This is a genomic window from Flavobacterium tructae (assembly GCF_002217475.1).
Classification (GTDB): domain Bacteria; phylum Bacteroidota; class Bacteroidia; order Flavobacteriales; family Flavobacteriaceae; genus Flavobacterium; species Flavobacterium tructae.
Genome location: NZ_MUHH01000017.1, coordinates 448,901 through 475,347, shown reverse-complemented (window position 1 = coordinate 475,347; position 26,447 = coordinate 448,901). Strand labels below are relative to the sequence as shown.

Genomic DNA, 26,447 nt, shown 5'->3' with positions numbered 1-26,447 from the left:
ATGAAAAAAATTGTAGTCTTACTTCTATTAGTCTTATCGACGCAAGGATATTCGCAATTTGCTAAAAGCATGTTCAGTAAAGATCCTATCATTAATCTTGAAAACTGGCAAAAACAACGCCTGTATTTCGGTTACTACCTTGGGTTTAACAGTTTTGACTTTAAGTTTGACTACAAATCTCCTGGTCCTGATGTTCAGACAAAAAAGACTACCGGTTTTAATGTTGGTGTTGTAGCTGATTTAAGATTACAGGAATACATTAATCTTCGTTTTGAACCGGGATTGTACTATACCAAACGTGACTTGTATTACCCAAATTTGCCTTTGCAAAAAGACTATCTTAGGGAAGTAAACAGTACATATATCCACTTTCCTTTACTCTTAAAATTCTCGGCATTGCGTACCGGAAATATTCGTCCTTATTTAGTTGGCGGAATGTCTTCGACACTTAACCTATCCAGCAATGCTAAATCAAAAGACGATAACTTCGAAGGAAAATTCAGAGTAAAACAATGGACTGCCGCTTATGAGCTAGGTTTTGGAATAGACATTTTCTCTGAATATTTTATCTTCTCTCCTTCTATTCGAGGAATGTTTGGAATTTCAGACGAGTTAATTCGAGATAATCCGGCAAACGGACCTAGCCCTTGGACTGACAATATTGATTCTATGAAATCAAGAGCTATTTTAATAAATTTTACTTTTCATTAAAACAAATACTTAACTATTTCGTTTAAACTCACTAAGAATAATTGCTGTTGCGGTAGCTACATTTAAACTTTCTGTTTTTTGCAGCTCTCCAAATCTTGGAATGGTAAGTCGGCTTGTAACCATTTTTTCAATTTCCGATGAAATCCCGTTGGCTTCATTACCCATGATAATGATTCCATCCTGAGAAAGATCGGTTTTATAGATGTTTTCGCCATCCATAAAAGTTCCAAACACAGCTAATTTTGTTTGAGCTATAAACGTTTCGAGATCAACATAATTAACATTTACTCTGGTAATAGACCCCATGGTTGCCTGCACCACCTTTGGATTGTAAATATCGACGGTTTCTTTTGAGCAAACAATTTGCTTGATCCCAAACCAGTCACAAAGGCGCAAAATGGTCCCTAAGTTTCCGGGATCACGAATATCGTCCAAGGCCAAAATCAGACCTGAATCGATTATTTTATTTTCGGCAGGAATTTTAAAAACAGCCAAACAGGAATTAGGAGTAGATAAAGCACTTATTTTTTTAAGTTCCTGCTCATAAATTAAAGTTCGCTTTGAAGAATGAACCTCTTCAAAATCATTTAGAGTCGTGTATAAATGCTCTAGTTCAAAATTGGATTGCAACAATTCTTGAATTACTTTTACTCCCTCGGCGAAAAACAATTGATTTGCAAAACGTTGCTTTTTTTGATGTAACCCTGAGATAAGCTTTATTTGGTTTTTACTAACCATAAAATAATGTACTTTTGAATTAAATATTTAAGAACACTTGAAAAAGAATTCCACAAAAATAATAGCATTTATCCTAATAGCAATATTTATTTGCGCTTGTAATGCTGTAAAAAGAGTTCCTGATGGAAAAAACCTTCTTGTTAAAAATACTATTCTTGTAAATGGCAAGTCCACTAACGACGAAACTGCCTTCAATCAAATGTACCAAAAACCGAATGGTACCCTATTAGGATATCGTCTTCGTTTGAATTTATATAACCTTGCAAATTTAAATCCGGATTCAACCTATAAAGCTAAATTCAAAAACAATCCGGGTTTGTACGAACGCCAGTCAAAACTTTTATCTGCAAAACAAGTTGATCGTCTGGGACAATCCTTTATGTACAAAGGTATTCATGAATTTCTGAAAAGCACCGGTGAAGCTCCGGTAATTATTGATACTGCGAAAACAAAGAAAACACTCCTTCGTCTGAAATATTATTATTTCAACAGTGGTTATTTTAAAGTTGCAACAGATTATAGTATTGACAGTGTTGGAAGAAAAAAAGCCAAGATAAACTACAATATTACAACCGGACCTGCTTATACTTTAGACACTATCAAAACGAAAATAATGACTCCTGCATTAGACTCGTTATACAAAGTTAATCCTGACCCTTCGGTTTTAAAATCAGGAAAACAATATAAAACCGTAGATTTTGAAGAAGAAAAAAATCGTCTTACGACCTACTTTAGAAACCACGGAGCCTATTATTTCCAGCCTACTTATGTGACTTTTGATATTGATACTATTGGCAAAAAAGACAAAGCCAATGTAACTTTAATTGTAAACAACAATAACATCCAGGGAAGAGATTCAAGCAGAACAGAGCCTTTTAAATTGTACAAAATTAGTGATGTCAATATCTACACTGATTATTCTGCAACAAATGCAAAAAATAAAATCACAGACAGCACCACCTACAACAACTTTAACCTATACAGTTATAAAAAACTAAAATACAGACCACGAGCCATTACCGATGCGGTTTTTATCACTAAAGGAAGTACTTTTTCAGACACTAGAACTACTCTTTCCTCAAGATATCTGAACAATCTGAAAATTTTCAATTATCCGTCTATTCAGTATACAGTCGACAAACGCGACTCAACTGCGCAGTCCTTAATTGCTAATGTCTATCTTACTCCAAGAAAAAAATACAGCTTTGGAGCTACTTTTGACGTTACACATTCTAATATTCAGGATTTTGGTATTGGAGCAAGTATTTCCGAAACTATTCGTAACGTTTTTAACAGAGCCGAAACTTTGGAAATTTCTACGCGATTAAATTTAGGGTCATCCAGAGATATGGCGAACCCCAACAACAATTTCTTCAACGTTTCTGAATATGGTCTCGATTTGAAACTAAATTTCCCAAGGATCTTACTACCTTTTGGAACAGAAAAAATTATTCCAAAAAGAATGATTCCTTCCACCAGCGTTGCTGCAGGTTTCTCTAAACAAAGAAATATTGGACTGGACAAAGAAAATTTCACAGGAGGAATCGCTTACAACTGGTCTCCTAAACGAGGCAATACGGCAAAATTTGAACTCCTTAATGCACAATTCGTACGAAATTTAAATCCGGATAACTACTTTAACGTTTATAGAACATCTTATAGAGAATTAAACAATATTGGTACGATATACAATAAAAATGAGGATTATTATAACAGTCCGGACGATCGAAACCTAAGCATTCCCAAAGGAACTACAGGGTTTACCAATGATGTATTGTCCCCCAACTCTACTTTAGTCCTTCCAGATCAGGCCTATAAAGATGTAAAAAGTATTGAAGAAAGAAGAGTTCGTCTAACTGAGAATGACTTTATTCTGGCCACAAGCTATACTTTTACCAAAACCACAAAAAAGGATCTTGCCGATAATACGTTCTATCAGTTTAAAACCAAAATAGAATCAGCCGGTACTTTGCTGTCAGCTATTTCAAACATTGGGAATTTTCAAAAAAATGACAAAGGCAATTACGAAATTTTTAATCTGGAATATTCAGAATATATCAAAACTGAATTTGATTATATCAAACACTGGGATTTTGGAAAAGAAAAAGTACTGGCCGTAAGAACCTTTTTCGGAATTGCGGTTCCATTTGGAAATTCAAATTATATCCCGTTTTCACGAAGTTATTATGCAGGAGGTTCAAACGACAACCGCGCATGGCAGCCCTATTCTTTGGGGCCCGGAAGCACAAATGCTGTAAATGATTTCAACGAGGCCAATATGAAAATTGCAATGAGTGCCGAGCTTCGCTTTAAAATTTTTGGCGCTGTTAAAGGAGCCATCTTTGCAGATGCCGGAAATATCTGGAATGTGCTCGATAATGTGATTGATGAGAAAGCAAAATTCTCTGGCGTAAACGATTTAGCTGAAATTGCATTGGGTACAGGATTTGGTTTACGCTACGATTTAAGCTTTTTTGTTATCCGTTTAGATATGGGCTTTAAGACCTATAACCCAGCACATGAGAAGGGAGATCGCTGGTTTAAAGAATATAATTTTGGGCACTCGGTTTTAAATTTTGGAATAAATTATCCATTCTAATGCTAATTAATTCTTATTTTTGCAACCTAAAAACTAAAAACAACTAAAAAAAATTACAATGGCACACAATATTAAACCGGGAGTAGCTACGGGAGATCAGGTTCAGGAGATCTTTAATTATGCGAAAGAAAAAGGATTTGCATTACCTGCAGTAAATGTTACTGGTTCAAGCACAATTAATGGAGTTCTTGAAACTGCAGCAAAATTAAATGCACCGGTTATCATTCAATTTTCAAACGGAGGAGCACAGTTTAACGCTGGAAAAGGATTATCTAATGCAGGTGAAAAAGCAGCAATCGCTGGTGGAATCGCCGGAGCAAAACATATTCATACTTTGGCAGAAGCTTACGGAGCAACTGTAATTCTTCATACTGACCACTGTGCAAAAAAATTATTACCTTGGATTGATGGTTTATTAGATGCTTCTGAAAAACATTTTGCAGAAACAGGAAAACCATTATACAGTTCTCACATGATTGACTTATCTGAGGAGCCAATCGAAGAAAACATCGAAATCTGCAAAGAATATTTGGCAAGAATGAGTAAAATGGGAATGACATTAGAAATCGAACTTGGTATTACAGGTGGTGAAGAAGATGGTGTTGACAACTCTGACGTTGACAGTTCAAAATTATACACTCAGCCAGAAGAAGTTGCTTATGCTTATGAAGAATTATCTAAAATAAGCCCTAAATTTACAATTGCTGCTGCTTTTGGAAACGTTCACGGTGTTTACAAACCAGGAAACGTAAAATTGACTCCAAAAATCTTAAAAAACTCTCAGGATTTCGTTCAAAACAAATTCAACACGGGTCATAATCCGGTAGATTTTGTTTTCCACGGAGGTTCAGGTTCTACACTTGAAGAAATCAGAGAAGCAATTGGATACGGAGTAATCAAAATGAATATCGATACCGATTTACAATTTGCATACACAGAAGGAATTCGTGATTATATGGTTAAAAACATTGACTATTTAAAAACTCAAATTGGTAACCCGGAAGGTGCTGATGTTCCGAACAAAAAATATTATGACCCAAGAAAATGGGTACGTGAAAGCGAAGTAACGTTCAACACAAGACTTGAGCAAGCTTTTGCAGACTTGAATAACGTAAATACATTATAATAAAAAAGTTGAAAGTTTCAGGTTTCAAGTTTCAGGTTTCGCAACTTGAAACCTGAAACCTGAAACAAAAAAAATACTCAATATGGCTTGGTTTAAAAGACAGGAAAAAGGGATTACGACCGCTACAGAAGATAAGATGGACGTTCCGAAAGGATTGTGGTACAAATCTCCAACAGGAAAAATTATTGATGCTGACGAATTAGCCCGAAACTTATTTGTAAGCCCTGAAGATGATTTTCATGTTCGAATTGGAAGCGCAACCTATTTTGAAATTTTATTTGACAATAATGAGTTTGTTGAATTAGATAAAAACATGACTTCTAAAGATCCTCTGCATTTTGTGGATACAAAAAAATATGCAGAACGACTGAAAGACGTTATGGAAAAAACCCACTTAAAAGACGCTGTGCGTACCGGAGTGGGAAAATCTAAAGGAAAAGAACTTGTAATTTGCTGTATGGATTTCGCCTTTATTGGAGGATCTATGGGAGCTGTTGTTGGAGAAAAAATTGCCAGAGGTATTGATCACGCTATCAAAAACAAACTGCCTTTTGTAATGATTTCTAAATCTGGTGGAGCTCGTATGATGGAAGCTGCTTATTCTTTAATGCAATTAGCAAAAACATCTGTGAAATTAGCGCAATTAGCAGAAGCTAAATTACCTTACATCTCTCTTTGTACAGATCCAACAACCGGAGGAACAACTGCATCATACGCTATGTTAGGAGATATCAACATTTCTGAGCCAGGCGCATTGATTGGTTTCGCTGGTCCGCGTGTAGTTCGTGACACCACCGGAAAAGATTTACCGGAAGGTTTCCAAACTGCTGAGTTCTTATTAGAGCACGGTTTCCTTGACTTTATCACGCCAAGAAAAGAATTGAAAGACAAAATCAACTTGTACATCGATTTGATTCAGAATAACGAAATTAGATAGTTTTTAAACTTCTAAATTATACCAAATCCCAAGAAATTTTCTTGGGATTTTTTTATTTTTATAACCAACGGAATGAATTCCGTTGCTACCGATATTTCATTCCTACGGAATTTTTATCGGCGTGCAAAAAACAATCCTAACTTCGACGCGATAAACTACCGACATTTCATTCCTATGGAATTTTTATCAGTGTGTAACTTCAACATGATAAATCATATTCTTATCAATATTTCATTTTTACGGAATTTTCTTAACTAACAATTTTAATAGCAACTAATTAATACTTGTCTGAAAAATTGTATTTTTGCTCTACATACATCAATCTATTATAATAGCTTTAACCCAAACGAACTATTAAAAATGTATCTCACAATAATTGATGTGTTTTTTACCAAATGCCATTTTTATTAAAGCTTTATAAATATCTTTGAATTATGAGTACAGCAACAAAACCAAATCACATAGGACGAAAAATTAGTCGTATTCGTGAACTTAAAGACATGAAGCAGGAAGCTTTGGCTCAGGCTTTAGGAACCTCCCAGCAAACCGTATCCACAATAGAGAATAGCGAAACCATAGATGATGCAAAACTTGCAGAAGTAGCCAAAGCTCTTGGCGTAAGTGTTGAGGCTATAAAAAACTTTAACGAAGAAAACATGATTAGTTATTTCAATAATTTTTACGACAACAGCTGTAATGGAGCAAATGGAATGTTTCATGCAAATTATTGCAATTTCAATCCATTAGATAAAGTCATTGAACTCTACGAACGTATGCTTCAGGCAGAAAAAGAAAAAGTTGAATATTTAGAAAAATTACTGAAAGAAAAATAAGCCCTTTCAAAAATATATTTGTTCCTCAAAATCTAACTTTAAAATCGTAACCTTATGAAAAAGATTGTTTTTCTAGCGCTAATTATGTTAGCTTCACTTTCCATTCAGGCACAAACGTCAAAAGAACTTATTGGAAAATGGCAACTGGTAAAGCTTAGTAAAAATGGAACGGAGAAAGATATAAAAGAAAAATTCAAGAGTGATCAAGTGTTTCAGATCTTCAACGAGGATGGAAAATTTACAGGAATCGTAGGAGACAAAAGCACCAAAGGCAAATGGAAACTTTCGAAAGACAACAACACCTTAACTGTTACCGTTGATCTTATTCCTGTAAAATTTCAAATTGACTACTTCGACAGTCAGAAACGTGTTATCACCCAAGATCAACTTGGCACTTTAGAATACAAAAAGGTAGACAACTAACACGATAAAAAATCCTTACCTAAACCACATATAAGATTCAATAAAAACAAAAGTCTGTAAAGCTCTAAAACAAGCTTTACAGACTTTTGTTTTATACAATTAAGTTCCGAAGGAGCATATATCTATAGCCAAAAATATTCAATCCAAGCAAAAGCTCCAACGGAGCGACATGTCAAAACAAAGCTACCAGAACCTATACATCAAGAAAAACAGCTGCTAAAAACTCGAATCTTAGCCACTAAGAACCTTAGCTACTTCAAAGAAGCCATATCAATTACAAAACGATACTTCACATCGCTTTTATTCATTCGGTCGTAAGCCTCATTAATATACCCCATATCGATAATCTCAACATCTGAAGTAATATTATGTTCTGCGCAGTAGTCCAGCATTTCCTGAGTTTCTCTGATTCCTCCAATTAAACTTCCTATGATACTTCTTCTTTTCATAATTAAAGTAAAAACAGGAATTTCGGCAGGTGCCGGCGGAGCACCTACTACGATCATGGTTCCATTTGTCGTCAACAAATTCAAATAGGCATTATGATCGTGTTTAGCAGAAACAGTATTCAGAATAAAATCGAAACTATTGGCAAGCGACTCCATTGTTTCGGGATTTGAGGTTAAAGCAAAATGATGCGCGCCTAACTTTTTAGCATCGGCTTCTTTTGAAGGAGAGTGGCTTAACATCGTAACTTCGGCACCAAAAGAAACTGCAAATTTCACAGCCATATGACCTAATCCCCCAAGCCCTAAAACTCCAACTTTATGTCCTTTACCTACTTTTAAATAACGCAAAGGCGAATAAGTTGTAATTCCGGCGCATAATAACGGAGCAACTCCTTTGATATCAAGTTTTTCAGAAACGTGAAGCGTATAACTTTCATCTACAATAATACTGGTTGAATATCCTCCCTTGGTCGGAATATCCGTTCCTCTCTCTACGCCATTGTAAGTTCCGGTCATTCCTTCATCACAAAATTGCTCTTCACCGGACTGACAGCTTGGACACACTCTGCAGGAATCTACAAAGCATCCCACTCCTGCCAGCTCTCCAATTTTAAACTTAGAAACTTCGCTTCCAACAGCAACAATTCGGCCTACAATTTCGTGACCGGGAACTAAAGGGTAATTTACGGGCCCCCAATCCCCTTTTGCGGTATGAATATCTGAATGGCATACACCACTGTACAAAATTTCTATCTGAACCTGATGGGCACCCACTTCTTTTCTTTCAAACGTGTAGGGTTTTAACGGATTAACAGCATCATAGGCTGCATAAGCTTTAACTGGTATCATCGTATCGCTTTTTAAGTTAGGGTATTAAAATTACGATAAAATTCAACAGCAGAGCTAAAATAATAACGGTTAAAAATTGATTTTTTAGCAGAATGCCTACATCCCGGTTCGAATGGCTTCAACCGGATCCAGATTTGCAGCGGAGATTGCTGGCAATATTCCCGAAATTAAACCGATAAATGCGGCGAGAGTGGTTCCTAAAATTATATTTCCGAAACTAAGAACAAATTCAAAATCAAGCATTTTTGTTAAGACCAGTGCAATTCCCCAAACCATCACCAAACCTATTATCCCACCAATAACAGAAAGAATTACGGCTTCAAACAAAAACTGAAATAAAATAAATCGGTTTTTAGCGCCCAGTGATTTCTGAATTCCGATTAAATTGGTTCTTTCTTTTACAGATACAAACATAATATTGGCAATTCCAAAACCACCTACCAAAAGAGAAAATCCACTGATAATCCATCCCACGACATTCATCTGTCCTAAAATTCCATCTATAAAATCGGTAAATCCGGAAAGTACATTAATAAAGAAATTATCTATTTCTCCTGCTTTCATACCACGAATAGCTCTTATTTTTTGTGCCACCTGTGCCTTATAAGCATCCATATCTATCCCTTTTACAGGCTTTACAACAATTACGGGTGTCATGGCATCACTATCACCATACATTCGGCGTAAAAAATTGGCTGGCAAATAAACCGATGTATCATTACTGTCTCCAAAAAAACCTGCTCCTTGTTTTGCAATTACACCAATTACATTAAAACGTTGTCCGTACAAACGGATACTCTTCCCAATGGGATCACTTGTACCGAAAAGCCCTTCAGCAATTTCGTAACCCAAAACAATAACAGCCGCACCGGAATTCGACTCAGATTCGGTATAAAATCTCCCTTTATCAAAACTTAATCCTTCAATATTTACAATTTCATTCGACGACGGGATAATATTTACATCACTTACGGTTTTTGAATCGTATTTTAAACTTTCGTGTTTCACAAAAAGCTGATATGCTACCTGATCCGTATTGGTCAATGAATTTTTCAGCCCTACATACTCATCATATTTCACATTTGGAAACTGATCTCTTTTCCATTGTGGAATTTCAGAAGGTCCAAAACTAAACTTCATTAAATAAATTGTATTTTTATCTAAGCTACTCAAATCTTTAGAAATTTTACGATCTAAAGAATCGACCGCCGCCAAAACAGCAATAATCGAAAAAATTCCGATCGTAACCCCTAATAACGACAACAACGTTCGCAGTTTATTATTTCGCAGCGCATTTACGGCAAAACCCAAACTTTCTTTTAATAATCTTAGATAAACAAGCATATAGTCGTATTTTTCAATAAAGTAAAATTCAATAATTTAAAATCAAAAACCTAATAAAAGTTAACTTACTCATCAGTAGATTTTTTTAGCATAATGTTACATTAATTTTCTTTAAAATAATATATAAAAAAACTACTTTTGCAGTCTCAAAAATCATAACTACACGATGAGCACAACTAAAACAATACAATCGGCATTAATCTCTGTTTTTTCAAAAGACGGTTTAGAGCCAATCGTTAGAAAATTACACGAACAAAACGTAACACTTTACTCGACCGGAGGAACCGAAGATTTCATAAAAAACCTTGGTATTCCTGTTGTTCCTGTTGAAGACATTACTTCTTTCCCTGAAATACTTGGAGGAAGAGTAAAAACACTTCACCCGAAAATCTTTGGTGGAATTTTGAACCGTCAGGATAACGAAAGTGACGTTCAGCAGATGAAAGAATTCGATATTCCTCAGATTGATTTAGTAATCGTTGATTTGTATCCGTTCGAAAAAACAGTTGCCTCAGGTGCAAGTGAGCAGGATATTATTGAAAAAATTGACATTGGCGGAATTTCTTTGATCCGTGCCGGTGCAAAAAACTTCAAAGACACTGTAATTGTTGCTTCGGTAAACGAATACAGCCTGCTTTTAGATTTGATTACAGAACAAAATGGAGCAACTACTCTTGAAAACAGAAGATTATTGGCTACCAAAGCATTCCACGTTTCCTCTCACTACGACGGAGCTATTTTTAACTATTTCAACACTGACGAAACCATTTACAAAGAAAGTATTGCAGATGGTCAGGTTTTAAGATACGGTGAAAACCCTCATCAAAAAGGATTCTTCTTTGGCGATTTTGATGCTATGTTCAAAAAAGTTCACGGAAAAGAATTATCATACAACAACTTATTAGATGTTGATGCTGCAGTAAACTTAATTAATGAGTTCAAAACTGACGGCCCAACATTTGCCATTTTAAAACACAATAACGCTTGTGGTTTAGCTTCAAGAAAAACAATTAGTGAGGCTTATTTAGCAGCGCTTGCTTGTGATCCAACATCTGCTTTTGGCGGGGTTTTGATTGCAAATACTAAAATTGATGTAGCAACAGCAGAAGAAATCAACAAATTATTCTGTGAAGTAGTAATCGCTCCAAGTTATGACGAAGAGGCAATTACAATACTACAAGAAAAGAAAAACAGAATCATTTTAATTCAAAATGAAGTTGAATTACCAACAAGACAAGTAAGAACATGTCTTAACGGATTGTTAATTCAGGACAGAAATAATATTACAGATACTAAAGAGCATTTAAAAACCGTTACTATTACTGAGCCTACAGCTGAAGAAATAGAAGATTTGATATTTGCTTCAAAAATTTGTAAAAACACCAAATCAAATACAATCGTATTTGCTAAAAACGGAACATTAATTTCGTCAGGAACAGGTCAGACTTCAAGAGTTGATGCTTTAGTTCAGGCAGTTGACAAAGCAAAAGCTTTTGGATTTGATTTAACCGGTGCTTCGATGGCAAGTGATGCATTTTTTCCATTTCCGGATTGTGTAGAATTAGCCAAAAAAGCAGGAATAACTGCTGTTATTCAGCCAGGAGGCTCAATAAAAGACGAATTAAGCATAAATTATTGCAATGAAAACAATCTTGCAATGGTATTTACGGGAACACGTCATTTTAAACATTAATTTGTTTAACTTTGTTCAAAATAATTTATAACATTTTAAACCCCTAAAAAACTTATGGGATTTTTTGATTTCATGACCGAGGATATTGCGATAGACCTTGGTACCGCAAACACTTTAATCATACATAATGATAAAGTTGTTATTGATAGTCCATCGATCGTTGCACGTGATAGAATATCAGGCAAAATCATTGCTGTTGGTAAGGAAGCCAATATGATGCAAGGTAAAACGCATGAAAACATCAAGACCATAAGGCCTTTGAAAGACGGTGTAATTGCTGATTTTGACGCTTCGGAAAAGATGATCAACATGTTCATCAAAAGTATTCCGGCATTAAAAAAACGCATGTTTACTCCGGCTTTAAGAATGGTGGTTTGTATTCCATCCGGTATTACCGAAGTGGAGATGAGAGCGGTAAAAGAATCTTGTGAGAGAGTAAACGGAAAAGAAGTTTACTTAATTCACGAGCCAATGGCAGCAGCGATTGGTATTGGTATCGATATCATGCAGCCAAAAGGAAACATGATTGTTGATATTGGAGGTGGTACTACAGAAATTGCCGTTATCGCATTAGGTGGAATTGTGTGTGACAAATCTGTAAAAATTGCAGGTGACGTTTTCACAAATGATATTGTTTATTACATGCGTACGCAACACAACCTTTTTGTTGGAGAAAGTACTGCAGAGAAAATAAAAATTCAAATTGGTGCCGCAATCGAAGATTTAGACGGACCACCGGAAGACATGTCAGTTCAGGGTAGAGACTTACTTACAGGGAAACCAAAACAAGTAGATGTTTCTTACCGTGAAATTGCAAAAGCACTTGACAAATCGATTCAGCGTATTGAAGATGCGGTAATGGAAACATTATCTCAGACTCCGCCGGAATTAGCAGCCGATATCTACAACACAGGTATTTATTTAGCTGGTGGTGGGTCGATGTTAAGAGGTCTTGACAAACGTATTTCGCAAAAAACAGATTTACCTGTTTATATTGCTGAAGACCCGTTAAGAGCTGTTGTTCGTGGAACCGGAATGGCACTTAAAAACATTACAAAGTTCAAAAGTATCTTAATCAAATAAGATCCATAATAACAATCAATATATTTTCTCGGAGCCAAATTTAAACATTTGGCTCTGATTAAATTTGAAACCAAAAGCATATCCTGAAACAAAATAACCACACAAGAAATGCAGCAAATTTTTAATTTCATTATAAGAAACAGTAATCGATTGCTGTTTTTGCTGCTTTTAGGTATTTCGTTGGCACTCACAGTTCAGTCTCATTCTTACCACAGAAGCAAAATAATCAGTTCGGCCAATTTTCTAAGCGGAGGTGTTTATGAAAGAATCAATCGCGTAAATGAATATTTAAATTTAAGAACTGAAAATGACGAACTTGTACTTGAAAACGCAAGATTAAAAAGTCTATTATTCAACAAACAAGACACCACAAAACTACCTTTGGCAGACAGTGTAAAAGGAGTTAAACCTGCGGATATTATTGTTTCAAAAGTAATTCACAACTCCTATAACACACATGAAAACTTCATCACGCTTAACTCAGGGGCAAACGATGGCGTTAAACCGGATATGGGGGTAATCAATAGCTTAGGAATTATTGGTATTATTGATGACACATCACCAAGATATGCGACTGTCGTAAGTATTTTGAATACAAAATCTCAAATCAATGCCAAGATTAAAAAATCAAATCATTTTGGATCATTGACCTGGGACGGTAAAAGCACCGGATTTGCACAGCTAAAAGATGTTCCGAGATTAGCTTCCATCAGAAAAGGTGACACCATCGTAACCGGAGGACAATCGGTAATTTTCCCTGAAGGAATCAACATTGGAACGGTTGACAAGATCTATATTGAGAAAAACACAAGTTACTACGTTATAAATGTTAAACTGTTTAACGATATGACCAACTTGGGACACGTATACATCATCAAGAGCAAGGACAGAGAAGAACTTATTAATTTAGAAAACAAGGAGAAAAATGAATAGCGCTTTGTTACTCAATATTTTTCGATTTATTATGTTACTAGCAATTCAGGTTGTTATTTTCAATAATATGAATTTTTTAGGGTACATAAGTCCCTTCCCATATATCTTGTACATTATTTTGTATCCGGTAAACAGCAACCGAACAGGTTTGATTGTATCCAGCTTCTTACTTGGAATTATTATGGACATGTTTTGTAATTCGGGAGGAATTCATGCAGCAGCCTGTCTTGTACTGGCTTATTACAGACCTTATATTTTTAAATTCTCGTTTGGACTTAGTTATGAATATCAAACTATTAAACTGAATGATTCCTTAACTCCCGAACGGTTTTCATTTATTTTAGTTTCTGTTGTATTACACCACATCGTGTTATTTATTCTCGAAGCTTTTCAGTTTAAATTTATTCTGGACGTTTTGCTTCGAACTTTATTTAGTTCGATCTTTACCATAATCACCTCAATTATCATAATTTACCTTATTAAGCCTAATAAACGATGAGAAAAGTTTTGCTGCCCTCTTTAATTATTATTGCAGCATCCTTGCTAGTGATCAGGATCTTTTATTTGCAGATTATCGATGATTCGTTTAAGTTAAAATCCGAAAATAATGCCATAAAGAAAAAGTATGACTATCCGGAAAGAGGTTATATTTATGATCGACATGGAAAATTATTGGTTGCCAATCAGGCTTCTTATGACATCATGGTGATTCCGAGAGAAATCAAAGAAGACCTTAATATTCCTGAATTCTGTACTTTATTAAACATTACCAGAGAAGAGTACGATAAAAGAATTGCCAAGGCTAAGGTATACAGCCCAAGACTGCCTTCGGTATTTTTAGCACAGCTGAACAAAAATGAATTCGCCGCTTTTCAGGAAAAAATTCGAAAATATGAAGGCTTTTATTTTCAAAAGCGTTCTCTTCGTGACTATGAAGTAGATTACGGTGCCAACATCTTTGGCTTTATCACACAGGTAAACGAACGACAAATTGCCAAAAACCCTTACTACAATAGTGGAGATTTAATTGGAAAACAAGGTGTTGAAGAAAGCTACGAAGACATCCTTAGAGGTATTAAAGGTGTAAAATACATTCAGAAAGACAAATACAATAGAGAAATTGGCTCTTACAAAGAGGGTAGATACGATACTATCGCCGTAGCGGGAGAAGACATCAACTTAACAATTGATGCCGAGCTTCAAAAATACGGAGAAGAGTTAATGATCAATAAAAGAGGAGGAATTGTCGCTATCGAACCTAAAAGTGGGGAGATTTTAGCATTAGTAACAGCTCCTTCTTATGATCCCGGAATTTTAGTTGGAAGACAACGATCTAAAAATTACACCCTTTTATATCACGATTCGATTGCAAAACCATTATACGACAGAGGACTTTTAGCAGAGTACCCTCCCGGTTCTCCGTTTAAAATTCTTACCGGTCTGGTTGCTTTACAGGAAGGTGTTATCAACGAGCAGACCACTTTTATGTGCCACCATGGATTTAGCTATGGTAGAGGCCGTTTTATGAAATGCCACGGTTTTGGTCCTCATCAATTACACAATGGGATTTACAATTCCTGTAACACCTATTTTGCACAATCTTACATGCTAACCATTAACAAGTATAACAATCCTGCTAAGGCGGTAGATGTGTGGAGCGATCATATTAAAAGTTTCGGCTTGGGACAATTTATGGGCTATGACCTTCCAACAGGTAAAAGAGGAAATATCCCAACATCAAAAACATATAAAAGAATTTATCCTAACGGAGGCTGGAGAAGTACAACCATCGTATCAAATGCTATTGGCCAGGGAGAAGTTTTAATGACTCCAATCCAACTAGCCAATATGATGGCAACTGTCGCCAATCAGGGATACTATTACACCCCTCACATCATTAAAAAGATCGAAGGAAAGAAAATTGATGCAAAATTCACCACTAAACATGTTACCACAATTGACCAAAAATATTTCCCGCCAGTCATAAGCGGTTTGTTTGATGTGTATAACAAAGGAACAGCTTACGCCCTTAGGGTAGAAGGCATTGATATTTGCGGAAAAACTGGTACGGCAGAAAATTTTGCAAAAATTAACGGTAAAAGAACACAGCTTAAAGATCACTCTATATTTGTGGCTTTTGCACCAAAGGATAATCCAAAAATTGCAATTGCAATTATGATTGAAAATGGAGGATTTGGAGCAACTGTTGCGGGTCCGATTGCCAGTTTAATGATCGAAAAATATCTGAGACATAAAATTACCAGGACCGATTTAGAAACAAGGGTTTTAAACAAAAGCTTAGCCAGCGAGTATGCAAAACTGGGCGGTATGAACGAAGCCAGTGCCATTGAATCTACACCAAAAGATTCTCTTTTAAAAGCTAAAATTGTTCCCGTTAAACCGGTGACACCTAAAGCAGAAGTTAAAAAAACAGTATCAGACACCACTAAAAAGAACTAACAAAGATTATTTCAAATGAAAAATCAAAGTGTAAAAAATAACATTGACTGGATAAGCGTTTTTATCTACATTTCGTTGGTGATATTAGGGTGGCTGAACATCTATTCTTCCTCTTTATTATCAACCGAAGGAACTTACCAAAAGCAATTAATCTTTATCGGATGTACCATTCCTCTGATTTTTGTGGTGCTTTTTGTAGATGGAAAGTTCTACGAGAAATATGCGACTATTATTTTTGGCGTTTCACTTTTGTCCTTAGCCGGTTTGTTCTTATTCGGAAAAACTATTGCCGGGCAAAGATGTTGGTACGCTATTGGCAGCTTCACTTTGCAGCCATCTGAGTTTGCCAAAGCAGCCACTTCATTGGCATTGGCCAAATATTTAAGTGACACACAAATCAACCTAAAAGACACTAACAGGCAGCTTCAGGCTTTGGCTATTGTATTTTCACCTGTATTATTAATTTTACCTCAACCCGATCCGGGAAGTGCTTTAATTTATAGTATTTTCATCATTGTTCTGTATAGAGAAGGACTACCATCCTGGTACGTATGGACTGGATTCATTACCATTCTATTATTTGTATTAACACTCGTTCTGGAACCTTATGTGGTTATTTTAATTGCCTTAGGAGTTTTAACGATCATACATTTCAAAGGCAGGGTGGTTGATAGAAATATTATCTTAAGCGGTATTCTTTTAGCTGTTATGTCCGCTTTTGTTTTCTCTGTAGATTATGTTTTCGATAATGTTTTTAAACAGCACCACCGTGACCGTTTTAATATCTTATTAGGAAAAAGTGTTGACATGAAAGGTATTGGATACAACACCAATCAATCTGAAATTGCTATTGGATCCGGGGGATGGATTGGAAAAGGTTTCCTTGAAGGAACTCAAACCAAAGGAGGATTCGTTCCTGAACAACACACCGATTACATCTTCACAACTGTTGGTGAAGAATGGGGTTTTGCAGGATCTCTAGTGGTAATCTTGCTTTTTGCCGGTTTATTTCTGAGAGTTATTTATCTTGCTGAAAGACAAAAAACAAAATTCAGCAGGGTATACGGGTATTGTGTTGCCGGAATTTTGTTTATACACTTCTTTGTTAACATTGCCATGGTTATTGGAATTTTCCCAACAATTGGGGTTCCTTTGCCTTTCTTTTCTTATGGAGGTTCCGGACTCTGGGGATTCACAATTTTACTGTTTATCTTCTTAAAAATGGATGCCAATAAGGTAAATGAATGGTAGTTTTCTTAAAGGTGCTAAGCTTCTGAGGTGCTAAGATGCTAAGTTTTTTTAGTTCATAGGCTCAATGATTTCTGGAGTTGATATTTAAGTAGCATTTCATTTCTCACATCTTACGACTCGCATTTTACATTTCACAAAAGAAAAACATATTACATAAAAAAAGTCCGAAACTTAATTGCTTCGGACTTTTTTATAGATTTTATTTGAATTATATCTTTTCGCTTGGTCTCTTTTTAAAGAGTTTTATCAATACAGGGAATGTAGATATGATTACAATTATAATAATGATGTATTCGATGTGATGTTTTAAATCTATTCCTTCTTTCAAAAACACTCCATACAGGTAATGTCCGGCGAAGATCAATATAAACGACCATAAGAAAGAACTCAAAACATTAAAGAACATAAATTTCTTTTTATCCATCGAAACTATTCCTGCCACAATAGGCGCGAATGTTCTGAAAATTGGAAGAAAACGTGCGTAGATAATTGCTTTTCCACCGTATTTCTCAAAGAAGTCTTTTGATTGCAATAAATATTTTTTCTTGAACCAAAAAGAGTCTTCTTTTTTAAACAAATAATAACCGCTTTTGGCACCAAACCAATATCCGGTCATATTTCCTAAAACTCCCATTATAGCAACCAGAGTCGAAAGTATAAATACATTAAGAAAATCTGTTGGTATATCAACAACATTCTGCATTAAGTCACGACTGTAGATACCTGCTAAGAAAAGTAAACTGTCTCCCGGGAGAAAAAATCCTGCAAAAAGTCCTGTTTCAGCAAAAACTATAAAGAGAACAATAAATAAACCAATTTGAACCCCTCCAATGCTTAATGTTATATAAAATTCAGGGTTGATTAATTGAGTCCAATCAAAATTATTCATAAATGCGCTTGGTTATATTTATAAGGTGGTGAAATTAACAATAATTTGCTTCAACCACAATTAAAAGCCATATTTTAAAGATAAATTAACTATTAAAAGCCCGGATACAAACCCGGGCTCTTTTGTTTTTTATTCTCTTACATATTTGCAGCAGGAATGTAGATTATCATAATCAGCATCCGTAGCTTTAACCTCTTTAGTATCATGTCCTACCTTAGCTATAACGGCATTTAAATCTGCCGTAGATGATTTTTCTTCGTTCAAAATCACCGCAAGCTGATGCGTGTTAATATCCCAAACCGCCGATTTTACACCCGGAACACTAAAAGCAGCTTTTTCAATACGTTTTTTGCATTGCTCACAAGTACCGTTTACCTCAGTTGTATACTTTAAATTTTTATTCTTTTTAGTTTGAGCCTGAGCTGAGAATCCTAAAAAGGTTATCAGTGCAATTAAAATTATTCTGTTCATCTTGTTTATTATTTAATGTTATTTTTTTATGTTATGTGTGAAATGTTTTATGTGAGATGTAAGATGATTTCATAAAATTTTTGTGTTTCCACAATTCACATTTTACAATTCACATTTCACATCTCAGATTTTTACCTCTATTTTATCTTAAAACGCAATCCCGCGTAATACATCTGCCCAAAAATAGGAGCATACGCAACAGACGCATCAAAATTAGGACCAAATGGATCTGAAGCTCCCAAAATGGCTTTTTGCTGTTTGTAATTTCCGATATTCTCCCCTCCTACATATACTTCAAAAACAGAAGAAAAAATTCGCGTTACCTGAGCATTCATCACCGCATACGAAGGTGAAAAATTTGGAAATTGATCCGCAATAGGATTTGATGCTGTATAAGGCAATTGTTGTTTTCCGGACCAGTTAAATGTATAATCAAATTTCCATTGCTTACCATCATTTACTTGAGTTTCGTATTCCAAATTCCCCAGAAAACGATGCTTCGCCTGTAACGGTCGCTGAAAAGTTCCTCGCAGATAATCCGTTTGAATGTCGTAATACTTATAAGCTGTTCTTAAATTCAGGTTATGGATAAATTCGAAATTAAATTCCAGCTGAAAGCTATTGGCAAACGAACTTCCTTTCAGATTATAAAACAAAACATTCTGCGGACTCTGCATCAAATCCACAACGGCCTGATTTTGAAAATCGGTACGATAGAAATCAAATCCAACTTCAGCATTTTTATTAAAAACACGGAATTTCTGAGAAAAACTCACTCCATAATTCCATGCGATTTCCGGATTCAATCCATAAATTTTTCCACCTTGATCTAAAATTGAAAACGTTCTGGAACTCGCAAAAAGCTGTTGATTTTCGGCAAAGATATTAGCCGAACGTTTCCCTCTTCCGGCAGAAACACGAAGCACTCCAAACTTCCAGGGATTGTATCGCATGTGTAAACGTGGCGTAACAAACAACCCCAATCGATTGTGATTGTCTACCCTGCCTCCTAAAATCAAACTAAAATTATCGGTATTGTCATAAGTATACTCAAAAAATGCACCAACAGAATTATCAATTCGGCTGTAATCATTTGCATTTACAAACTCCTGATACTGATCGTAGGCAAAATTTAAACCCGTAGAAAACTTATGCTTTGTATTGTTAATAATCGAATTGAAAATTAAATTTGAATAATAACTATTTTGTCTGATATCATAAAGACTCAGTCCAAAGTAAGAGTTTTGATTATGGGTATTAAAAGCATTCTGAAAACCGATACTTTGATACGGCATATCTTTAAAGACATATCCAATTTTTGTAGAAACATCAAAACGTTCTGTGTTGATTTCTGAACCCCAGTGATTTTTTGTTCCGCGATCTGTATCCTTATCAAAATCAAGTTCTCCGGTCTGTTTTTTATCATTCATATACCTGAAATTGATAAAACTTACTAAACCGCTATCAGGATTGTAATATTGGTAACGATTCATGACATTAATCTGTTTTCCCAACGGATTATCCAAAAAACCGTCGTCGTTCATATCGTTCTTTGCTACACGCGCATTACCATGAACAAACAAACTTGTCGCCCATTTATCCGACAGTTTTCTATTAAAATGGGCATTCAACTCAAAACGGGCATCTGTAGAGCCATAAGCATTTAAGAAAAACGGAATGTCGTTTAATGGTTTTAAAAGTTCCGTATTAATCTGTCCGGAAATGCTCTCATAGCCATTGATAACACTCCCTGCTCCTTTTGTAATCTGAACACTTTCGATCCATGTTCCCGGGGTAAACGATAATCCGTAAGCTTGTGAAGCTCCGCGTACAGAAGGAAGATTCTCTTCGGTGATTAATAAATAAGGGCTTGTTAAGCCAAGCATTTTAATTTGTTTGGTTCCGGTTAAAGCATCCGAAAAATTCACATCAATCGAAGGATTTGTTTCGAAACTCTCGGCCAGGTTACAGCAGGCTGCTTTTAATAACTCCTTGCTGGTAATAACAGTAGTATTGGATGTAAGCGTATAGGATTTTTTTATTCCTTTTTGCTTTTTTGTGATTTTTACTTCCTGCAGATCTTCTTGCGAAAACGCAGACACGGATAGCAAAAATACCACAAAAAGCAGTATACTTTTTTGCATAAAAAAATGATTTAATGTTAAATAGAAAGCTATTTCTATAGAATTTCTTCAAAAGGAGAAATAAACAAACAGCATAGCGCAAGCCAAAAAGGCCTGGATCTAAACATTAAAATCAGGAATAAAAAATATACTGGTGATACAACTTAAATAAAGGAGGTGCATTGGCATCCGAATAATAAGAAATAACCTGATTGCTTTTGAAATTTACAATTCCAAGGAAAGCAATCGGCTGATATTCCTGAACTGCCATAGGAAAGGCAAACTGAAAGAAGAAAAACTTTAAGGTAGCATCATCTGATTTCTTTTCAAAATGAACTACTTTGTCTTTACAGCAAGATGATTTTTTTTCAGAGGTTCCGCAACAATTCTTTTCCGGAGCTGCTGCTGTTGTATTCAATGAAACCGAAGCAATCTCTCCGCCACAATAGTGCACATCAAAAGCAAACCCAATATTGGAGACCAATAATAGGAAGGCCAAAAATAATCCGGTACACTTTTTTAGTTTCATACTGCAAAATTATTTAAAAGACTCCAGAAAAGACTGAATAAAGTATTATTTTTTTAAATTTTGCTGCTGATAATAAAATGCAGGAATAAATAACAACACAAATATGGGCTGAATAATGAACCTTCGCACATAAAAAAGAAGCCAGTTTCCTTCTGCAAAACATTCAAGAACGACAAAAAACATCCCCAAAAGTATCACAGCAAAAAACACATACAGCAACAAACTAAACTGAAGCATATCCCGATCCTGAAACAAAACATAGATCAATGCCAAAGACAAAATAGTGTTCAGTACATAACGGAGTAACAAATTCAGAAAAAGAGTAAAAGTTTTCACCTCGGGAAAAGGCAAATTTTTAAAATCACCGTCAAAATAATCCAAAAACGGATCATAGAACAGCTGATTTTCAAAAGCTCTGATAACTGCAAAACACAATACAATCGCAACCGCTATTATTAATTTGGACTTATGTTCCAGGATTCTACTTAGCATACTTCGAAAATTTGTTTACCCATATAATCCACAAAAGAAAAACGAAACCATAAATAATCAAAGGAAACAAAGTTCCGTGCAAGAAATGATCCTGTTCCGGAAAACGAAACAATAAAACAACCAATATTGCAATTCTCGCTACATTTAAAACATAAATAGAGAAGATTCCAAACACTATAAACAACAAAGTGGCTCTGAACTTTCCGGAAAAAGCAAGTACAAAAGCAACAAACAAAATCATAACGCTTACCGCATTACAGCCTTCAACAATCCGAACGGAATAGTGCTTATTGTACCAAACCTCCATCCAGGAATCAGTAAGGCTTTTATGAATCTTGATATCACAATTAAACCCCTGCATCAATTGTTCGACATTTCGCCCTACAGTGTTGGTTATTCCATCGATTTCATTTGGTCCAAAACCGTTTAGATAAAACTTATATAACAAGGTGAGTCCAATATAAGCAGCAAAAAAAGTGCCTATAAAAATAAGGAAGGGTTTAAACTGTATGAGATATTTTTTCAACGAAATTTTTTTTCAAATTTATGTATTTTTTGAGTTTAGCTTTAAATACTTTTGTATAAAATCTTAACATCATGACATTTCAAGAATTACAACCAAAAATAAGCACTATTGTTTCTGACACCGTACTAGTTAGAGACGAAAAATTATTAGCAATCTGCCAGTTATTAAACGAGAATATCGAATACTATAATTGGGTTGGTTTTTATTTTGCTAATCACGAGAACAAAACCTTACACTTAGGCCCGTATGTCGGAGCTGAAACAGATCACACGGTTATTCCTTTCGGGAAAGGAATCTGCGGTCAGGTAGCCGAAAGTAATGCCAATTTTGTAGTGCCGGATGTTGCGGCGCAGGACAATTATATTGCCTGCAGCTTTACGGTTAAATCTGAAATTGTTGTTCCGTTATTTGTTGATGGAGTAAATATTGGTCAGATTGATATCGACAGTCATGTTATAGATCCGTTTACAGAAGCTGACGAACGATTTTTAGAATTCGTAAATCAGGAAGTTGCTAAATTATTTTAATCCAAATCATATTCCAAAAAGTTAAACATTGCACATATATACCAAATGTTTAATTTTTTCAGTATTAAAATTTATTTTCTCGGAAAAAAGTTCTAATTTTGCACCCGTCTTACAAAAGTTGTATGACATACATAAAAATCATTAAACAATATTGGAATGTATTTAACTAAAGAAAAGAAAGAAGAGATTTTCGCACAACACGGTGGTGCAACAAACACTGGAAGCGCAGAAGGTCAGATTGCATTGTTCACTTACAGAATTTCACACTTAACTGAACACTTGAAAAAAAATCGTCACGATTACAACACTGAGCGTTCACTTGTACTATTAGTAGGTAAGAGAAGAGCTTTGTTGGACTACTTGAAAAAGAAAGAGATCAACAGATATCGTGAGATTATCAAAGTATTGAATATCAGAAAATAATCAATATAGAAAAGAGGTGCGAGAGTGCCTCTTTTTGTTTTTACATTACAAGCATTTTATAAGAAAAAAAGTTTGGTTTTTCATTGGGTTTTAGAACAATAACTACACACAACAACAACTACAACACAACTAAAACCCATTGTATAATCAAAAAGGAAAAATTATGATTCCACAATTATTTGTAGAAAAAATCGATTTAGGTGATGGCAGAAGCATCACAATCGAGACAGGACGTTTAGCAAAACAAGCAGACGGTTCTGTAGTAGTAAGAATGGGCGACACGATGATTCTTGCAACAGCAGTTTCAGCTCGCACTTCAAACCCGGGCGTTGATTTTTTACCTTTAACGGTAGATTATCGCGAAAAATTTGCAGCAGCAGGTCGTTTTCCAGGTGGTTTCTTTAAAAGAGAAGCTCGTCCAAGTGATAGCGAAGTATTGACAATGAGATTAGTTGACCGTGTTTTACGTCCGCTTTTCCCAGACGATTACCATGCTGAAACTCAGGTTATGATTCAATTAATGTCTCATGACGAAGAGGTTATGCCGGACGCTTTAGCTGGTTTAGCGGCATCTGCAGCGTTAGCTGTTTCAGATATCCCTTTTTATAACTTAATTTCTGAAGTACGTGTTGCACGTATCGACGGAAAATTGGTCATCAACCCAAGCAGAGAAGAATTAGAAAAATCTGATATCGACATGATGATTGGAGCTTCTATGGATTCTGTGGCAATGGTTGAAGGTGAGATGAAAGAAATTTCAGAAGCCGAAATGATCGAAGCCATTAAATTCGCTCACGAAGCTATTAAAGTTCAAATTCAGGCACAATACCGTTTACAGGAAGCTTTTGGTAAAAAAGAAATTCGTACTTACGAAGGTGAGAAAGAAAACGAAGAAATTTACAAAAAAGTAAAAGCTGCTGCATACGATAAAATTTATGCTATTGCAAAAGTTGGTTCTGCTAAACACGAAAGAGGAGCTGCATTTGCTGAAGTAAAAGAAGAAGTAAAAGCTTTGTTTACTGAAGAAGAATTGGCTGCTGATGGTGATTTAGTTTCTAAATACTTTTACAAAACAAACAAAGAAGCTGTTCGTAATGTAGTTTTAGAACTAGGCGTTCGTTTAGACGGAAGAAAAACAACAGATATCAGACCAATCTGGTGTGAAACTGATTACTTACCAAGAGTTCACGGATCTTCATTGTTTACACGTGGAGAAACTCAGGCGTTGGCTACAGTAACTCTAGGAACTTCAAGAGAAGCAAACCAAATTGATTCTCCATCTGAACAAGGTGAGGAGAAATTCTATTTACACTACAACTTCCCTCCTTTCTCAACTGGTGAAGCAAAACCTCTAAGAGGAACTTCAAGAAGAGAAGTTGGTCACGGTAACTTAGCTCAGAGAGCTTTGAAAAACATGATTCCGGCAGATTGTCCTTACACTATTCGTGTTGTTTCTGAAGTATTAGAATCTAACGGTTCTTCTTCTATGGCAACCGTTTGTGCGGGAACAATGGCTTTAATGGATGCAGGAGTTCAAATGGTAAAACCGGTTTCCGGAATTGCTATGGGATTAATTACTGATGGTGAGAAATTTGCTGTATTGTCAGATATTTTAGGAGATGAAGATCACTTAGGAGACATGGACTTTAAAGTAACCGGAACTGCTGATGGTATTACTGCTTGTCAAATGGATATCAAAATTGACGGTTTACGTTACGACATTATGGAGCAGGCTTTAAGTCAGGCTCGTGATGGACGTTTACATATCTTAGGTAAATTAACTGAAACTATTGCTACACCAAGAGCTGACGTTAAAGCACATGCCCCAAAAATCATTACCAGAACTATTCCTGGAAACTTTATTGGAGCATTAATCGGACCTGGTGGAAAAGTAATTCAGGAATTACAAAAAGCTACGGGAACTACTATTGTAATCAACGAAGTTGACGAACAAGGTGTAATTGAAATCTTGGGTACAGATCCTGCCGGAATTGAAGCGGTATTGGCAAAAATTAAGTCAATTACTTTCAAACCACAAATGGGAGAAGCTTACGAAGTAAAAGTAATTAAAATGTTAGATTTTGGAGCTGTGGTAGAATATACTGCTGCACCAGGAAATGAAGTTTTATTACACGTTTCTGAATTAGCATGGGAACGCACTGAAAACGTAACTGATGTTGTAAACATGGGTGACGTATTTCAAGTGAAATACTTAGGTGTTGATCCAAAAACTAAAAAAGAAAAAGTGTCAAGAAAAGCGCTTTTACAAAGACCTCCACGTGAGGAGAAAAAAGAGTAATCAGATCTTAGTTTACTAAAGGTTTATTCATAGAAAACCCCAATTCATGCATTTGAATTGGGGTTTTTCGTTTTTATGACATTTTCTAACTAAAATTTCCCTTGATTACTAGAAAAATCACAAAAAAACACGACAAACCTTACATTTATATGTGAAAATAAAATATCTTTAACACACCAAAAAAACAGATTAATAATCCTTAAAACACCACTATGAACTTCAACGTTACCCAAATCACAAGAATTAATCAGCAAGATTTTGTCTTTTCAGACAAAAGCAATCTTACTTTCCCAATTCCACCTTTAGCTTCAGCACAGCTTTACAGAAATCAGGGAGTCCTTACCTTAAAAATATGTGCTACGGTTTACATCAACTCTAAAGATTCAGCTGCCCCATCAGTTCGTACACTAATAGAAAACGATACTAATATCGAAGTTTATTTTGACTATACATGGGATGAAAGCACACCAGACACCTATGATGTTTGGTATGTTGAAATCGATTATATTTCTGACAGAATTAGCCAAATTACGTCTGTTACATCTTACTTAAGAAATTTGGATCCTGAAACCTCTAGAGGTACAGAAACATCTGTTGGAAACTAATTACTTAAAAAAAGACATAATACATCGTTTAATTTCTTAATTATACATATGAGAAATTAAGCGATGTTATTTTGAAATAAAAATAAAAACTAATGAATCTACGAAATGTTTAAAGTTAAATTACACTTTATCTC

Annotated in this window: 25 protein-coding genes; 16 read left to right on the top strand and 9 right to left on the bottom strand. The window is 35.3% G+C overall.

Annotated elements, in window-relative coordinates; genetic code table 11:
* Positions 1-711, top strand: a complete 711-nt coding sequence (gene porT / locus B0A80_RS07045) for a type IX secretion/gliding motility protein PorT/SprT (protein ID WP_026110181.1) — start codon at positions 1-3, stop codon at positions 709-711.
* A 9-nt stretch (positions 712-720) separates the two neighbouring features.
* Here the strand turns inward: porT and B0A80_RS07040 are convergent, their stop codons facing one another.
* Entirely contained in the window at positions 721-1,449 is a 729-nt protein-coding gene (locus B0A80_RS07040) for a TrmH family RNA methyltransferase (RefSeq protein ID WP_070905904.1), read from the bottom strand.
* Between the two features lie 37 nt (positions 1,450-1,486).
* On the opposite strand from B0A80_RS07040, the gene tamL reads away from it, so the two are divergent.
* The 5 genes from tamL to B0A80_RS07015 all read left to right on the top strand — a co-directional run bounded on the left by tamL (position 1,487) and on the right by B0A80_RS07015 (position 7,367).
* The gene (gene tamL, locus B0A80_RS07035) at positions 1,487-4,048 is read left to right on the top strand and encodes a translocation and assembly module lipoprotein TamL (RefSeq protein ID WP_089076838.1); all 2,562 of its coding nucleotides are present in this window, start codon (positions 1,487-1,489) and stop codon (positions 4,046-4,048) included.
* 58 nt (positions 4,049-4,106) lie between these two features.
* Positions 4,107-5,174, top strand: coding sequence for a class II fructose-bisphosphate aldolase (fbaA, locus tag B0A80_RS07030; RefSeq protein WP_017498372.1), 1,068 nt, complete (start codon positions 4,107-4,109; stop codon positions 5,172-5,174).
* 82 nt (positions 5,175-5,256) lie between these two features.
* On the top strand, positions 5,257-6,111 hold the full coding sequence (accD, locus tag B0A80_RS07025; protein WP_070905905.1) for an acetyl-CoA carboxylase, carboxyltransferase subunit beta: 855 nt from the start codon (positions 5,257-5,259) through the stop codon (positions 6,109-6,111).
* Positions 6,112-6,545: 434 nt separating this feature from the next.
* Entirely contained in the window at positions 6,546-6,944 is a 399-nt protein-coding gene (locus B0A80_RS07020) for a helix-turn-helix domain-containing protein (protein ID WP_070905906.1), read from the top strand.
* 54 nt (positions 6,945-6,998) lie between these two features.
* Positions 6,999-7,367, top strand: coding sequence for a lipocalin-like domain-containing protein (locus B0A80_RS07015; protein WP_089076837.1), 369 nt, complete (start codon positions 6,999-7,001; stop codon positions 7,365-7,367).
* A 251-nt stretch (positions 7,368-7,618) separates the two neighbouring features.
* On the opposite strand, the gene B0A80_RS07010 is transcribed toward B0A80_RS07015, so the two are convergent.
* Both B0A80_RS07010 and B0A80_RS07005 read right to left on the bottom strand, forming a co-directional pair.
* A complete protein-coding gene (locus B0A80_RS07010) occupies positions 7,619-8,665 on the bottom strand; it encodes an NAD(P)-dependent alcohol dehydrogenase (RefSeq protein ID WP_017498376.1) in 1,047 nt (348 codons plus the stop codon).
* Positions 8,666-8,761: 96 nt separating this feature from the next.
* Positions 8,762-10,009 carry an ABC transporter permease gene (locus B0A80_RS07005; RefSeq protein WP_017498377.1) on the bottom strand — a complete coding sequence of 416 codons (1,248 nt, stop codon included), beginning with the start codon at positions 10,007-10,009 and terminating at the stop codon, positions 8,762-8,764.
* Between the two features lie 166 nt (positions 10,010-10,175).
* On the opposite strand from B0A80_RS07005, the gene purH reads away from it, so the two are divergent.
* From purH to rodA, 6 genes are all read left to right on the top strand, one after another.
* On the top strand, positions 10,176-11,702 hold the full coding sequence (purH, locus tag B0A80_RS07000; RefSeq protein WP_070905910.1) for a bifunctional phosphoribosylaminoimidazolecarboxamide formyltransferase/IMP cyclohydrolase: 1,527 nt from the start codon (positions 10,176-10,178) through the stop codon (positions 11,700-11,702).
* 54 nt (positions 11,703-11,756) lie between these two features.
* Positions 11,757-12,785, top strand: a complete 1,029-nt coding sequence (locus B0A80_RS06995; protein WP_017498379.1) for a rod shape-determining protein — start codon at positions 11,757-11,759, stop codon at positions 12,783-12,785.
* A 108-nt stretch (positions 12,786-12,893) separates the two neighbouring features.
* Positions 12,894-13,718 carry a rod shape-determining protein MreC gene (gene mreC, locus B0A80_RS06990; RefSeq protein WP_017498380.1) on the top strand — a complete coding sequence of 275 codons (825 nt, stop codon included), beginning with the start codon at positions 12,894-12,896 and terminating at the stop codon, positions 13,716-13,718.
* Complete coding sequence (locus tag B0A80_RS06985; protein ID WP_026110182.1) at positions 13,711-14,217, top strand: hypothetical protein; 507 nt, start codon at positions 13,711-13,713, stop codon at positions 14,215-14,217. The genes mreC and B0A80_RS06985 overlap by 8 nt, the downstream gene beginning before the upstream one ends.
* Complete coding sequence (mrdA, locus tag B0A80_RS06980) at positions 14,214-16,178, top strand: penicillin-binding protein 2 (protein ID WP_089076836.1); 1,965 nt, start codon at positions 14,214-14,216, stop codon at positions 16,176-16,178. Before B0A80_RS06985 ends, mrdA begins: the two co-directional genes overlap by 4 nt.
* 15 nt (positions 16,179-16,193) lie before the next feature.
* Positions 16,194-17,429 (top strand): rod shape-determining protein RodA, encoded by a 1,236-nt coding sequence (rodA, locus tag B0A80_RS06975; protein WP_070905914.1) that lies wholly within the window; start codon positions 16,194-16,196, stop codon positions 17,427-17,429.
* A gap of 208 nt (positions 17,430-17,637) precedes the next feature.
* Here rodA and B0A80_RS06970 read toward each other — a convergent pair whose 3' ends face one another.
* The 6 genes from B0A80_RS06970 to xrtF all read right to left on the bottom strand — a co-directional run bounded on the left by B0A80_RS06970 (position 17,638) and on the right by xrtF (position 22,459).
* The gene (locus tag B0A80_RS06970) at positions 17,638-18,318 is read right to left on the bottom strand and encodes a DedA family protein (RefSeq protein ID WP_017494825.1); all 681 of its coding nucleotides are present in this window, start codon (positions 18,316-18,318) and stop codon (positions 17,638-17,640) included.
* 129 nt (positions 18,319-18,447) lie between these two features.
* Positions 18,448-18,789, bottom strand: coding sequence for a heavy-metal-associated domain-containing protein (locus B0A80_RS06965; protein WP_017494824.1), 342 nt, complete (start codon positions 18,787-18,789; stop codon positions 18,448-18,450).
* Positions 18,790-18,926: 137 nt separating this feature from the next.
* Complete coding sequence (locus tag B0A80_RS06960) at positions 18,927-20,933, bottom strand: TonB-dependent receptor plug domain-containing protein (RefSeq protein WP_089076835.1); 2,007 nt, start codon at positions 20,931-20,933, stop codon at positions 18,927-18,929.
* A gap of 112 nt (positions 20,934-21,045) precedes the next feature.
* Entirely contained in the window at positions 21,046-21,441 is a 396-nt protein-coding gene (locus tag B0A80_RS06955) for an HYC_CC_PP family protein (protein ID WP_070905918.1), read from the bottom strand.
* A 45-nt stretch (positions 21,442-21,486) separates the two neighbouring features.
* The gene (locus B0A80_RS06950; RefSeq protein ID WP_070905920.1) at positions 21,487-21,933 is read right to left on the bottom strand and encodes an exosortase F system-associated membrane protein; all 447 of its coding nucleotides are present in this window, start codon (positions 21,931-21,933) and stop codon (positions 21,487-21,489) included.
* The gene (gene xrtF, locus B0A80_RS06945; RefSeq protein WP_089076834.1) at positions 21,923-22,459 is read right to left on the bottom strand and encodes an exosortase family protein XrtF; all 537 of its coding nucleotides are present in this window, start codon (positions 22,457-22,459) and stop codon (positions 21,923-21,925) included. Before xrtF ends, B0A80_RS06950 begins: the two co-directional genes overlap by 11 nt.
* Positions 22,460-22,530: 71 nt before the next feature.
* Here xrtF and B0A80_RS06940 point away from each other — a divergent pair, with 71 nt between their 5' ends.
* The 4 genes from B0A80_RS06940 to B0A80_RS06925 all read left to right on the top strand — a co-directional run bounded on the left by B0A80_RS06940 (position 22,531) and on the right by B0A80_RS06925 (position 26,313).
* Positions 22,531-22,986, top strand: coding sequence for a GAF domain-containing protein (locus B0A80_RS06940; RefSeq protein WP_089076833.1), 456 nt, complete (start codon positions 22,531-22,533; stop codon positions 22,984-22,986).
* A 156-nt stretch (positions 22,987-23,142) separates the two neighbouring features.
* Positions 23,143-23,409: a 30S ribosomal protein S15 gene (rpsO, locus tag B0A80_RS06935; RefSeq protein WP_007804772.1), complete on the top strand. Its 267-nt coding sequence runs from the start codon at positions 23,143-23,145 to the stop codon at positions 23,407-23,409.
* A 163-nt stretch (positions 23,410-23,572) separates the two neighbouring features.
* Complete coding sequence (locus tag B0A80_RS06930; protein ID WP_089076832.1) at positions 23,573-25,708, top strand: polyribonucleotide nucleotidyltransferase; 2,136 nt, start codon at positions 23,573-23,575, stop codon at positions 25,706-25,708.
* A 212-nt stretch (positions 25,709-25,920) separates the two neighbouring features.
* Entirely contained in the window at positions 25,921-26,313 is a 393-nt protein-coding gene (locus tag B0A80_RS06925) for a hypothetical protein (protein ID WP_089076831.1), read from the top strand.
* Positions 26,314-26,447: the final 134 nt, after the last annotated feature.